Genomic DNA, 12,875 nt, shown 5'->3' with positions numbered 1-12,875 from the left:
ATACCCAAAGAATCCCGACAAACCAGGCCCACATTCGACTTCTGCCCATCAACGCGCCCAGCCCCCCAGGAGAGGTCACCGCGGGCCAGGCACCGGAGGGCGAAGCTCGTGATCGCTTACGCCACCTCGCGGGACGCGACCTGAGCGGGGTCAGGGCCTGGCTGTCGTGCAGGTTGGCGGCAAAAACTTCTGGAGAGCCACTCAGTCGAAGAATACGACTCCGCCGCCACCCTCAGGATCGGTCGTCGAGAGGAAGAACTCCGCCCTGTTGTTGTCGCCGTCGACATAGTCCCCGATGCTCTTGAAAGTGAGGCAGCCGCCTGAACTGGACCGTGACGACGAGACTTTCTTAGAGACGCTGGTGTCATGCTCCCACAACGCATACTCGTGGGCACGGTCCGTCGGGTCGACGCACGCTCTGAAGTTGCCGCCGGTGGATTTGACGTAGCCCGTGAACCACAAGTGGAGCGACGTGTCGCGGTATTTGAACGAGCTGCTGCCGGCATCGTCCCAGCCTCCGGAGGCGGTTGCGCTACCCGCACCGACGGCAACCGCCATGGAAGCAAAGAGTGCAACGCCGATCAACTTGAGCATTCTCACGTCAGTCCCTCGTTTCCATGTGACGCCGGCCTCGGACTCGACAATGTCAGCCGACGCCGCCGGAGCCGATTCTTTTCCCTCCGCCGATGCCGAAATAAATTGACATTGACCGCCACCAAAACGGTAAAGGACGTCATACTTGCCGGGCAATGTGCACAATGCTCAACTCCCGTATGCCGGTTGTGCACGGTGCACGGACTACGGAACCCCCTCTTCCCTTCATTCGGTCAGCCCGAGCAAGGCACCGCAGCCCATGCCGGAAAGAATGAGGCTGGCGCCGGTCGGCCCAAGCCCGATCTCCCGTTCCAGGAAGACGAGCAGCATCGATTGATAGGCCGCGAGATAGACGTGAACATCGCACCGCGAGGACGGTCGCGCGTTCAACCGGCCGTGAGCGGGTGAGGGCGCGAGGGCCGGCTATCCGTCCGTACGGGCCGGGCCCCCGCCGCCCGCCGCCGAGACCGCCGGGCTGTGCGGACGCCGTCCGCCGCGCAGCCCAGCACCGACAGCGTCCACACCCCCCGTGCCGAGGGGCACGATCCCGCCGCTCACGCCGACCGTGTTGTTGCCCGGCTCCAATTCCTCCGCCGGCACCCCAGCACGTCGGCCAGCGCCACCGTCTTGCCGACGAACTCCCGCGCGGGAGCCCTCAGCAGGGCCGCAGCACCCGCGGGGGTGAGGCCGACGGTGACGCCTTCGCGCCACCGCTGCGTGGCGTGGATGCCGTAGCCGGAGCGGGCCCCGGTGACGAGGCGGTCGGCGCCGGTGACGTCGACGATGAGCACCGTGACGTTGACCGGCAGCAGCCGGTGCCGCCGCCGCCCCGCCGCCGGCGCGGAACGCGGAGCAGCCGACGACGTACGGCGCCGGCCGGGCGGGCGGCGTACGCGCCACGGACGCGCACCGCGCAGTCTGCGCCTGGGCCCGGGCCTGCGCCGGGATGGAGTGTACGTTCACGGTCGCCACGCCGATGATTCCGCAGATTCCGCAAGCCGCTCGGCGTCACTCGGTGCGCGCGGCGAGCACCTCGACCAACGCCTTGCCGAGGCCGGTTGCGGAAGCCGGGTTCTGGCCGGTCACGAGACGTCCGTCGACGACGACGTGCGGGCTGAAGTCGGCGGCACCGGTGTGCTTGGCGCCGCGCTCCTCCAGGGCGCTCGCGAGCAGGAACGGGACGACGTCGGTGAGCCCGACGGCCGCCTCCTCGCTGTTGGTGAAGCCGGTGACGTTCTTCCCGGCGACCAGGTGGGAGCCGTCCGAGAGCGTGACGTCGACCAGTCCGGCCGGCCCGTGGCAGACCGCCGCGACCGCGCCACCCGCCTCGTACACCTCCCGCGCGAGGCCCGCCAGGTCGGTGTTGCCGGGGAAGTCCCACATGGTGCCGTGGCCACCGACGTAGACGACCGCCGCGTAGTGGGCGGCCGAGACGTCCTGCGGACGGGCGGTGGACTCCAGCTTGCGCGCCATCTCCGGGTCGTCGAGGAATGCCTTCTGCACCGGGTCGGTCAGGTCCTCACCGGTCATCGGCGGGCGGCCTCCCCGTACCGAGACGAGGTCCACCGCGTAACCCGCGTCGGACAGCACCTTCCAGGGGTGAGCGGCTTCGGGGAGGTAGAAGCCGGTCGGCTTACCGGTGTCGCCGAGGCTGTCGTGGCTGGTGAGGATGAGTGCGACCTTCTCGGTTCCGGACATGCCGGTCTCCTTCTGCGCTACGGGGGAATGGGCGGGGATCCGCCGCGGCGAGCGTAGAGCGGACCGGCCATCGAGAACCAACAGAAGTAGGCTCCCGTAGCCATCGGGAAAGCTATGGCTGAGCCGCGGAGGCGTGGCGAGGGCCCAGGACTGGTGACACCTGCGATCACTCAAAGGTGTGACTCGTCACGTAATGTGACCCATCCGTGCTCGGGGCGGGCGAAGCTGGCGCCCGACTGGAAAGGAGGGCACCATGACGGTTATGGCCGAACGCACCACGTCTCGCATGCTGGCGGAGGAGTTCGAGCAGATCGCCTCAGCCACACCCGAGACCGTCACGTTGGAGTTCCTCAACGGACGGATCGAGGAGAAGCACGTGCCGGACGGAGATCACGGCGAGATCGTCAGGTGGCTGCTGAAGCGCTGCATGCAGTACCGACCTGATCTCTTTCTCTACGTGGACGAACGCGGGCTGAAGGTCGAGGAGTACCGCTCAGGACGCGCCCGCCCTGACGGGGTCCTGGCGCCAGAAGGGTACTTCGCGGGACGGGGTGAGTGGTCGGACCCCGAAGGCGTGCTGATGGCCGTCGAGGTCACGTCGTACGACGGGGACACCGACCGCCGTGACCGGCAGGACAAGCCGGCTGCCTACGCGGCGGCCGGCATCCCCGTCTACCTCCTGGTGGACCGCGAGGCAGGCACGGTCGTCGTGCACACCAACCCCGACCCTGAGCGCGGGTGCTATCTGGACCTCCACCGGGCTCCCTTCGGTGAGGAGGTCACTCTCCCCGACCCGGTGGGCGTCACGCTCGACACTGAGGTCCTGAAGAACTACGTCGGCTGACCCGCGCCTCCCACCGACCGCCGTTCTGTCCGGAAGGTGACGGCCGCTACTGCGGAACTTGTGGCGGTAGGCCAGAATCGTCCGGGGCTGAAACCAGGGGGCGTGATGACGGTTGCCGGGGTGCGTCGGGGGGCGGTTGCTTTGGCCGCGGTCTGTCTGGGGGCGGTCGTTGCGGCGGGGTGCGGGGAGGAGAGCGGATCGGGTACGGCCTCGGGCAGCGGGTCGCCGTCGAGCGCGGAGGAGTACGCCGAGGCCGCGCGGACCGAACACGATCGTGCCTGGCCGGACGTCGCGGAGAAGTGCCGGGACGTACCGGCGGAGCCGTCTGCCGCGGCAAGCGACGGCGGCGACTCCGGCGCGGGGCCCGAGAATCCCAAGTACGCCGAGAACCACGCGTACAAGCAGACCACCGACGTCTCTCCCGACGAGCTGTGCCGCGGCGAGGCCCACGCCGCGCTCATCGACGCCGCGCTGCGGGACGCCGACCCCGCCGATCTGAAGGACGAGAAGCGGATCCGGCTCCTCCTCGAAGACCTCGGCTACGCCCCCGACACCGTCAGCGCCCAGCAGGCCGGCCCGTCCGCGGTCGGGTGGGACGTCACGGTGGCCGGCGCCGGGCCGTGCATCAGCGGCAACACCGGCTGGCCCGGTGAAACCGACGTTCACGGCGTGTACATGGAAGGCGGCTGCACCGAGCCCGTCGGCGGGCACTGACACCGCGGCCGGGCCGCGGTTGACGCGCGGGCAGTCCGCGGGGTTGGCTGCCGGGGTGTCCGATCTCCGCTTCCTCCGGCCGGTGGACGACGCCGCCCTCCGCGACTGGCTGTACGTCCACAACGTGACCATCCCCGCGCACCACCTGTCCCTCGACGACGTACGGGACCGCGCGCGGCGTCACCACCTGGAGGTCGTCTACCTCGGCGACGTCCCCGTCGGCTGCAGCACCGTGCGCCCGCCCGAGGACGACACCCGCACCGCCACCGTCATCGCCCGCGTCCTCGCAGACCACCGCGGCCGGGGCATCGGCGCGGAGCTGTACGCGCGCGGGCTGTTCAAGGCGTGGGAGCTGGGCGCGGAGCAGATAGTGACGGTGGTCCTCGCGACCAACGACAGCGGGCTGCGGTTCGCGCGCAAGAACGGCTTCGTCGAGACCGAGCGCTACGTGCTGCCGGGCGAGACGGCCACCTGGATCGACATGAAGCTGGCGCCTTAGAACGGTCTCCCTTGGTGATAGTCGTCGGCTGGAGCGGTTGGTCGTGACGGGGCAGCGTCGAACCAGGGCGCTGGCGCACGGCCGAGGGGCGGTCTCGGTGAGACCGCCCCTGGCCGATCCACGGCCCGCTACACGCCGGTCGCCCAGCGAGACTCCAGGTCAGACCGCGACATCTGCTGGAGGACGAAGCCGGTGATCAGGTGTGGCTGTCGATCCACTCCTGGTACGCCGGCACGGACACCCCCACGTCAGGATCGACGGCGCACTCGCCGTCGCCCAAGCCGCGGCTGACCACGCCGACGAGCTCCCAGCGGCCGCCCGCCTTCTGCAGCCCCGGTGACCCGGAGTCGCCGCTGCACAGACCGGCCTCCGGCTCCGGGCTGTTGCAGAAGTCGCCCTCGGCGATGTCCCACTCCGTGCCGCCCATGCAGTCGGAGTCCGCTGTCACGGTGGTGTCCAGCTGGTTGAGGTAGCGGGGTGAGATCTCGTTGCCGAAGTAGGGGTCGCCCCAGCCGTACCAGCGCAGGTCGCTTCCGGGCGCGCCCACCTCGTTAGCGATCCGGACCGGCTCCTGGGACACCGGGCGGTCCAGCTTGAGCAGCGCGATGTCCCCCTTCAACAGCTCGGATCCGCCGAAGTAGTCGGGGTGGACGACGATCTCCTCGACGTTGGCAGTGGTGCCCCCGGCGAGGCGGTCGTTGGAGCCGACCCGGGCGTGGAAGTTCTCCGGCGCGGTGACGGCGCCGGTGTCACGGTCGCTGACGCAGTGGGCGGCGGTCAGCACCCACTGCTCGTCTATCAGCGATCCGCCGCAGCGGAAGGTGAACTCGCCGCTGTCCCGCAGCATCTCGATCGCCGTGATGAACGGCACCTCCTCGGTGGCCTCGGTCCCCCCGACGATCGCGTTGGCGCTCCCGTGGAAGCCGGCCAGCAGCCCGACGGAAAGCGCCGCCGACACCGCACCCCCGATCAGTGCCCGCCGGACGCTTCCAGCCCATGCCTGATGCATCTGATTTTCCCTCTCGGTGATTCGCTGCTCTCTGGTTCTGCAGTCGTCAGGGGCGGGCACCGTCGGGCATGAAAACGTCACCCTTGGACCAAAGGTCACCCTTGGGGAAACCGCCACCCTTGGGGTAGGTGTCACCCATGGGCCAGTTGTCCCCGGGCCGTACGTCATCCGCCTGAACGGCCGTGCTCTCGTGCGGCTGGGCCATCGCCGGAGCCGCCGCTCCGGCGACCACCGCTGCGGCCAGGCCGCTCACGACCAGGGCCGCGCGCAGAGTGCGTGAATTCATCTGCTTCCCTTCAACGTTCATGCGTGGACCGCGGGTTGCCGCCCGCCGGGCCGGGGACGGCTTGATTCGTTCGCCAGCGTGCCGCACACACCTGGGGCGCGACCTTGACGGTTTCTGACCCCGCACCGCTACCGCCGACTCACCGATAAGGACCAGCTCTTCAGTGGTCTTCGCCCGCTCGTGCTCCTCCGGTTGAGGCACCGCTCCGTCGCCGGCGGAGCATCACCACCAGCGCCGCGGCGGCTGCCGACGAGACCGCGGCGCCCGCGCCCCACGCGGCCGGGGCCAGGCCGGAACCGGAGCCGGAGCCGGAACCGGAGCCGGAGCCGGAGCCGGACGCGGAGCGTGTCCCGGGGACGTCCATCCGGACGGGGGCATTCACGCGGCTGCGCCGCGGCGGACGTGCGCCCGGGCGCAGGCCGCCGCGCAGCCGAGCACCGACAGCGTCCACAGCCCCGTGCCGGAGATCACGAACCCGGCGCTCAGACCCATCGTGTCGTTGCCCGGCTCCAGTTCCGCCACCGGGGCGGCGCCCCAGGTGCCCCAGCCGGCCGACGGGTCGTACACCACCGCGACCTGCCGGCCCGCCGCCAGGTCCCCCGTGTCGGCGGTCATCTCCGCGGGCGCGCCGTCGTCGGCGCACGCCAGCTCGTAGTCGTAGCGGGTGACCCAGCCGGAGTCGGTGTCGGTCTCGACGGCGGCGAAGGGGGCCAGTTCCCGACGGTCCTCGACGCCGAGCACGGCGCACGTGGTCTCGGTCCCCTGCCAGCGGAGCATCCAGTCTCCGGCGCCCGGGTAGGTGAAGAGGTACGCGAGCATCAGCCCGCCGAGCCCCAGCACCATGGCGATGTCGGGGCTGTCGTCGTCCGGGTCCAAGGCGAGCCAGAGCAGGATGACGGCGCACGCGAGGATCACGACGGTGAGGATGAGAGGCAGCAGGAGGAGCAGGAAGGTGATGTTCCCCAGGTTGTGGTAAAGCCAGACGACCGCGCACGCGTGGGCGACGCACACGAGAGGCATGATCAGGAGGCCGGCGAACACCGCCCCGCGCGCCGCCCACCCCCGCCCGCCAGCCGGTTCCGGCCTATCCACCGGGATCGCCCCCTCCCCGCACGACCTGACAGGTCCGCACCACTGAAGCCGAGGTTCCTTGCGGACGTGGAGCCAAGGGTGCTTGCCGTCATAGACGGCCGGGTCAACTGGCCGTCCTCCTGACGGCCTTACGTGCGGAAGGCGATAACGCCGAAGCCGGGCCGTTCAGCCGCGCGCTGCATCCATCCGGCGCACTGCGTGACTGCCTCCACGACGTGCGGCTCAAGCGGCGGGGCATGCCCTGCCGCCTCGGTGGCCTCGAACTGCTTCAGCGCCTGAGCGATCTGCGGCGGTGTCCACTCACCGCAGCCCGGCGTGTCGGTGAACGGCAGGGGATCGGGCAGATCGAGGTAGTCGAAGGACTCCACGCGCACCGCGGTGATTCCCAGAGCCGTCAGGCCCTTGTCCACCTGCTCAAGCCAGCCGTGCTTGAAAGGGGAGAAACAGTCGTTGTCCAGGAAGGAGCCGGTGAGCAGGTACGGACTCAGACCAAAACTCACCGCGTCAATCTAACAGGAGTGCGGCGGCGTGCAGCGGCTGGGGGCGTGCAGCGGCTGGGGGCTTGCAGCGTTAGTCGCAGCCCTGGCAGTACCAGCACCGGTGCGGGATCGGCCACGCCCTGCGCCCGGTCCGAGGCGGACACCTACAGCGTCTCGCGCGGCTCCACTCGCCGTCGCAGGCGTGACACCGCCGGTGCGGACCCGGGCAGTTCTCCGCTACACCCGTCTCCGATGCGTCCGGCCCATCCATGCCCGCCACGTTACCCGTTAGGCCCCTCCCCGGGTGCGGCTCCGAGGCGGGCCGCCCGCTCACACCAGCCCCGTGACCAGCAACTTCAGGATGAACAAGCTTCAGTGGGCGGTGCCGTTCTTCGGGGCGATGGCGACTCGGATCAGTGGCAGCGGCAAGGAACCTCCAAGTAACTGAACGTACCCACGTCCGCCCGGCAGGGGTCCCGTTGTCGGTGGCGGCGGGCAGACTTGGCCGCATGGAGACGGTGTACAGCGGTGAACTCCACGTGAGCTACATGCAGTTCTACGTGGACAGCCGGCCCGACCCGTTCGGGGCCGAGAGGTGGGACACGCGCGCGGGGCAGCGCAACGGGCTGTGCGGGGCCGCCGTGCCGGGGCACCTGTTCCTCACCACCGGGCTGCACACCGGCCGGGTCGGGCTGACCGTCGAGGTGCACGAGGAGGAGCCGCCCGTCGCGGAGGTCTGGGAGGAGGTCGTCGAGGTCTCGTTCCTGCCCGCCTCGCCGAGGACGTCGGTGTTCCCGTGGGGTGACGGGGAACTGTGCGCCGCGGAGCTGGCGGAGACGGACCACCGGGTGCGGTATTGCGCACGCGGCATGGAGGTCGACCCGGACGCGGAGTCGGCTGTCCTCGACGGCGGCCCGCCCGTCGACCACTACCTGCTGCAGTTCTGGCCCGCACCCCCGGCCCCGGACCAGATCGTCCGCCAGACGTCCCGGAAGGCGGCCTACTGGCACGGCGTCGCCCGCAAGGTCCCCCCGCCGCCCACGCCCGAGGAGCTGGCGGAGGCCCAGCGGCGCGAGCGGGAGGCAAAGGAGCGCGAGCGCGCGGAAGCCCGCGAGCGGGCGGAGCGGCGGCGGTGGGGCGGGCGGATACCGAGCGAGCAGGTGCGCGCCGCCGGGGGCAACGTGATGCTGCTGGTCCGGCTGGACCGCGACCTGATCGACGTGGTCGACGCCGCGGGGCCGGCGGTGCAGCGGGACGTCGCCCGCTGGGCCGCGCGCCGGGCGCTGACCGCGGCGGGGCTGGACCGCGTCGGCTGGCTGGCCGCCGGGCTGGACGCCGTGGATCGCGGGGAGGACCTCCCCGCGCCGTTCGACGACATGACGCGGGCCTTCGACCGGCTCTTCGCCGACCCGGACGTCCCGCACACCCTCGTGGACTCCCCGGACGGCCGGCACGACAACGCCCTGCAGCAGGCCATGGCACTGCCCGCACTCTTCGGCGCCGCCGAGCCGAACCCGCTCCGGGCCGCCCTGGACGCGCTCTCGCACGCCGCCGTGACCTGGGGCAGCGCGTACCCGGAGCTGTTCGCCGAGGCCCGCGCCCGGCTGTCTGACTGAGTCGCCGCGCGGATCGCGTCCCGCGACGTGGTGTAGCGGGTTGGGCACCACGACTCCGCAGGTCACGGCCCCGGCATGCGGCCACCGCCCGCTCGCAGCCGGCACCTCCTCCGCGGGCAGCGGCTTCTTCGCCGCGCTGAGCACGAAGGCGGCGCCCGGACCTGAGACAGCCACGCCGCGGGGTGCGCGCCGCCTCCACCACTCGGCAGGACACGACCGCCGCGCGCCTACGCTCCGGCACGCCAGGCCCCCGCCCGGCCGGCCGGACCCCCATGTCCGCCGGGGCACGCCTGCCGCCGGCCGGGCTACACCGCCCTGCCTGCGCGCCCGCGCCCCCCACCGGGTCCACGTCCGTCCCCCGGGGCTCCCGGAGCCGCGCGCCCGCCTCCCCGGCGCCCGCTCCGACCCGCCGCCCCCCGGGCAGCGCCGCGCCCCGGCGCAGCCGCTGCCCTGACCACCGCTTCTGATCCTCATCAAGCCCCGCACACCCGTTGACCCCCGTGTGGACCCCGTGTATACATGCCACATTCACGGTGGATCCACCGCCGGTACGGCTCGTCCCCTGGCCCCGATGTGTGGAGATGTCAATGTCACCATTCAGCAGGCGTCACCTGCTCGCGGCGGGCGGTGGTGCGCTGGGCAGCGCGGCGCTGGCCGCGTGCGGCAGTCCGGTCAACCTGCCGTCGTCCATGGAGGAGGTGACGCCCCGGCCGGGCAGACCGAGCCGGGGCGGGGTGCTGCACTTCGGGCTCTCCACGGACCCGGCCAACCTCGATCCGCACGTCACCACCGGCGCGGCGTCGGACCTTCTGCGGCAGCTCACGTACAACGGCCTGCTCCAGTACGACGGCGACGGTGAGATCATCGGTGATCTCGCCGCCGAGTTCGGCTGGGCCGACGACACGACGTACGAGGTCAAGCTGCGCCCCGGGGTCCGCTTCCACGACGGCTCGCGGCTGACCGCGAAGGACGTCGCGTTCTCCTTCCGCCGCATGCAGGACGAGAAGACCGCGGCGACCACCGGCCCGCTCCTCGACATGGTCGAGGAGGTCGAGGCCGCCGACGCCACCACGGTCGTCTTCCACCTGAAGCAGGCGGACTCCACGATCCCCTTCGTCCTCGCCAACCCCACCGCGAACGTCGTCTCGCAGCGCTGGATCGAGTCCGGCGCCGACCCCATGACGCAGGTCATGGGCACCGGCCCGTTCCGGTTCGTGGAGCGCGTCCCCGGGGTGAGCACCACCTTCGAGCGCTTCGACGAGTACTTCGAGCCCGAGCTGCCGTATCTCAACGCCATCGTCTTCCAGCCGATGAGCGACGACTACGCCCGCGTCACGGCCCTGCGCACCGCCACCGTCGACATGATCGACTACGTCCCCGCCACCCACGTCGACGTCATCAGCGAGAACCCCCGGCTGCGCTTCGCCTCGGACCGCAGCTTCGGCTTCGGCTTCGTCGGCTTCGTCACCAGCAAGCCGCCGTTCGACGACGTCCGCGTGCGCAAGGCCGTCGCGCTGGCCATCAACCGGCCCTCCGTGCTGGAGACCGCGCTCCTCGGCCACGGCGAGCCGATCGACGGGGCGCTGATGCCGCCCGCCTTCGCCCGCTATTCCGGCTCCCTCGACGACACCCTGGACCACGACCCCGAGCAGGCCCGCTTCCTGCTCAAGAAGGCCGGCCAGGAAGGGCTGACGCTGCCGGTCGTCACCACCAGCACGTACTCGGTCATCGCCCGCCCCGCCCAGGCGATGCTGCCGGGCATCCGGGAGGCCGGGGTGGACGTGCGGCTCACCCAGCAGGAGTGGCTGACCTTCCGGGCCAGCGTCGAGGCCAAGTCGTACCCCGTGCACTCCTGGGGCACGGCGCCGAAGTTCGGCGACCCCGCCTCCCTCAACGACTTCCTCGGCAGCTCCGGCACGTTCACCGCAAACACCGACTTCACGGACGAGCGCCTGGACCAACTGCTCGCCGAGGGCCGCCGCACCCGCGACCGTGCGCTGCGCGACGAGATCTACCGGGACGTCGAGCGGCGGGCGCTGGAGCTGGTGCCGATGACCTGGACCGTACGCCGCCAGCAGGGCGAGGCGCACTACGACTACGTCAAGGGCTACCGGCACCCGCCCAAGGGCTCGTGGACCGGAGTGACCCTGCGCCGCATATGGATGGACAAGACATGAGAAGGTTCCTCCTCACCAGGTTCACGCAGGCGGTGCTGCAGCTCTTCGCCGTCGCCACCATCGTGTTCCTCCTCGTCCGCCTCATCCCCGGCGACCCGGCGCGCGCCGCGCTCGGCGAGGGCGCCACCGACGAGCAGGTCGCGCAGACCCGCGAGACGATGCACCTGAACGACTCCTTCGTGAGCCAGTACTTCGGCTTCTGGGGCCGGCTCTTCCAGGGCGACCTCGGCACCTCGCTGATGAGCAGCCGGCCGGTGATGAAGGACCTCCCGGACCGGCTGGGCAACTCCCTGGAGCTGGTGCTCGTCTCGCTGCTCATCGCGGTCACCCTCGGCGTGCTGCTCGGCCGGGTCGCGGCCACCCGCGCCGACAAGCCCGCCGACCACGCGCTCGTCGCCGGCTCGATCTTCGGGATCTCGCTGCCGGTGTTCGTCATCGGCACGCTGCTGCTGATGGTCTTCGCGTTCCTCGTGCCGGTCCTGCCGCCGCAGCGGTTCACCACCCCCTGGCAGGATCCGGTGGCCCACCTGCAGATCCTCATCCTGCCGGTGGTCACGCTCACCGCCGCCTCGTGCGCGGTCATCACGCGCATGACGCGCTCGGCGATGCTGGAGACGCTCTCCGCGGACTACGTACGCACCGCCCGCTCCAAGGGCCTCGCCGAGCAGCGGGTGATCAAGGACCACGCGCTGCGCACCGCGCTGCTGCCGGTGGCGTCCGCGACGACGGTCGAGCTGACGACGCTGATCGGCAGCACCGTCCTGGTGGAGACGATCTTCGGCTGGCCCGGGGTGAGTTCGCTGCTGATGAGCGCCGTCGGGCAGCGCGACTACCCGGTCATCCAGGCCGTCGTCCTCGCCGTCGCGGCCATCGTCATCCTCGTCAACCTCGTCGGCGACCTGGTCGTACGAGCCCTCGACCCGCGGGCGGAGGAAGCCTGACATGCCGACCGTCGAACTCACCGCTCCCCCGGCCGCACCGGCCGCCGCCGCGCCCCGCCGCGGCGCCCGCCACCTGCTGCGCGGCCTGGCGAGCAACCGCCGTACGTCGATCGCCGGCGGCTTCCTGCTGCTGGTCTGCGCCGCCGCGCTGCTCGCCCCGCTCATCGCGCCGCACGACTACCGCGACATCGCCGGCGCCCCGCTCACCCAGGGCGGCGTGCTGGGCATCGACGACTACGGGCGCGACGTGCTCTCCCGGCTGCTCATCGGGCTGCGTACGTCGCTCGCGGTCGCGCTGTCGGCCGTCCTCATCGCGGGCGCGATCGGCACGGCGCTCGGCCTGGTCGCCGGCTACGGCGGGCGCTGGGCGTCGAGCGTCATCATGCGCGGCATCGACATCCTGCTCAGCTTCCCGCCCATCGTGCTGGCCATCGCCGTCGTCGCCGCGATGGGGCCCGAGCTGGTCAACGTCGTGATGGTCATCGGCGTGCTGTACATCCCGCGGTTCACCAGGATCGTCTACAGCCAGGTGCTGGCGATCCGGAACGTGGAGTACGTCGAGGCCGCCGAGATCATGGGCACCGGGCGCGGCACCATCCTGCTGCGCACGATCCTGCCGAACGTCGCCGCGCCCGTGATCGTGCAGCTCAGCCTGTCGGTGAGCTTCGCGATCCAGATGGAGGCGGGCCTGAGCTTCCTCGGCCTCGGCGCCCAGCCGCCGCTGCCGTCGCTCGGCACGATGGTCGGCGCGGGCCGCGACTTCCTGGAGGTCCAGCCCACGCTGCTGATCTACCCGTCGGTGCTGATCGTCCTCATCGTGCTGGCGCTGAACGTCTTCGGCGACGGCCTGCGCGACCTGCTCGACCCGCGCCGCAGCGGCACCGACTCCTGAACTCCCCGTACGCAGCACGCAGCACAGCAGCGAA

Annotated in this window: 14 protein-coding genes; 7 read left to right on the top strand and 7 right to left on the bottom strand. The window is 71.0% G+C overall.

Annotation, left to right across the window (positions count from 1 at the left end; all coding sequences use genetic code 11):
* Window positions 1–201 precede the first annotated feature (201 nt).
* The 3 genes from T328_RS28790 to T328_RS28780 all read right to left on the bottom strand — a co-directional run bounded on the left by T328_RS28790 (window position 202) and on the right by T328_RS28780 (window position 2,292).
* Entirely contained in the window at window positions 202–594 is a 393-nt protein-coding gene (locus T328_RS28790) for a YndA family protein (RefSeq protein WP_496499144.1), read from the bottom strand.
* 554 nt (window positions 595–1,148) lie between these two features.
* Window positions 1,149–1,385, bottom strand: coding sequence for a hypothetical protein (locus T328_RS28785; RefSeq protein ID WP_496499122.1), 237 nt, complete (start codon window positions 1,383–1,385; stop codon window positions 1,149–1,151).
* 217 nt (window positions 1,386–1,602) lie between these two features.
* The gene (locus T328_RS28780) at window positions 1,603–2,292 is read right to left on the bottom strand and encodes a type 1 glutamine amidotransferase domain-containing protein (RefSeq protein ID WP_496499121.1); all 690 of its coding nucleotides are present in this window, start codon (window positions 2,290–2,292) and stop codon (window positions 1,603–1,605) included.
* 253 nt (window positions 2,293–2,545) lie between these two features.
* Here T328_RS28780 and T328_RS28775 point away from each other — a divergent pair, with 253 nt between their 5' ends.
* The 3 genes from T328_RS28775 to T328_RS28765 all read left to right on the top strand — a co-directional run bounded on the left by T328_RS28775 (window position 2,546) and on the right by T328_RS28765 (window position 4,349).
* Complete coding sequence (locus T328_RS28775) at window positions 2,546–3,136, top strand: Uma2 family endonuclease (RefSeq protein WP_496499120.1); 591 nt, start codon at window positions 2,546–2,548, stop codon at window positions 3,134–3,136.
* Between the two features lie 141 nt (window positions 3,137–3,277).
* Entirely contained in the window at window positions 3,278–3,850 is a 573-nt protein-coding gene (locus tag T328_RS28770; RefSeq protein WP_496499119.1) for a hypothetical protein, read from the top strand.
* Between the two features lie 55 nt (window positions 3,851–3,905).
* On the top strand, window positions 3,906–4,349 hold the full coding sequence (locus T328_RS28765) for a GNAT family N-acetyltransferase (protein ID WP_496499118.1): 444 nt from the start codon (window positions 3,906–3,908) through the stop codon (window positions 4,347–4,349).
* Window positions 4,350–4,545: 196 nt separating this feature from the next.
* Here the strand turns inward: T328_RS28765 and T328_RS28760 are convergent, their stop codons facing one another.
* From T328_RS28760 to T328_RS28745, 4 genes are all read right to left on the bottom strand, one after another.
* On the bottom strand, window positions 4,546–5,358 hold the full coding sequence (locus T328_RS28760) for a S1 family peptidase (protein WP_496499117.1): 813 nt from the start codon (window positions 5,356–5,358) through the stop codon (window positions 4,546–4,548).
* 46 nt (window positions 5,359–5,404) lie between these two features.
* A complete protein-coding gene (locus tag T328_RS28755) occupies window positions 5,405–5,644 on the bottom strand; it encodes a hypothetical protein (protein WP_496499116.1) in 240 nt (79 codons plus the stop codon).
* Window positions 5,645–6,022: 378 nt separating this feature from the next.
* Window positions 6,023–6,655: a hypothetical protein gene (locus tag T328_RS28750; protein ID WP_496499115.1), complete on the bottom strand. Its 633-nt coding sequence runs from the start codon at window positions 6,653–6,655 to the stop codon at window positions 6,023–6,025.
* Window positions 6,656–6,864: 209 nt separating this feature from the next.
* Entirely contained in the window at window positions 6,865–7,236 is a 372-nt protein-coding gene (locus T328_RS28745) for a DUF7691 family protein (protein ID WP_496499114.1), read from the bottom strand.
* Between the two features lie 488 nt (window positions 7,237–7,724).
* On the opposite strand from T328_RS28745, the gene T328_RS28740 reads away from it, so the two are divergent.
* From T328_RS28740 to T328_RS28725, 4 genes are all read left to right on the top strand, one after another.
* Entirely contained in the window at window positions 7,725–8,831 is a 1,107-nt protein-coding gene (locus tag T328_RS28740) for a hypothetical protein (protein WP_496499113.1), read from the top strand.
* Window positions 8,832–9,412: 581 nt separating this feature from the next.
* Complete coding sequence (locus tag T328_RS28735) at window positions 9,413–11,008, top strand: ABC transporter substrate-binding protein (RefSeq protein ID WP_496499112.1); 1,596 nt, start codon at window positions 9,413–9,415, stop codon at window positions 11,006–11,008.
* The gene (locus T328_RS28730) at window positions 11,005–11,949 is read left to right on the top strand and encodes an ABC transporter permease (RefSeq protein ID WP_496499111.1); all 945 of its coding nucleotides are present in this window, start codon (window positions 11,005–11,007) and stop codon (window positions 11,947–11,949) included. Before T328_RS28735 ends, T328_RS28730 begins: the two co-directional genes overlap by 4 nt.
* A 1-nt stretch (window position 11,950) precedes the next feature.
* On the top strand, window positions 11,951–12,841 hold the full coding sequence (locus T328_RS28725; protein ID WP_496499110.1) for an ABC transporter permease: 891 nt from the start codon (window positions 11,951–11,953) through the stop codon (window positions 12,839–12,841).
* Window positions 12,842–12,875: the final 34 nt, after the last annotated feature.

The organism is Streptomyces sp. CNX435, assembly GCF_059570575.1.
This window is presented reverse-complemented; position numbering and strand designations above follow the sequence as displayed.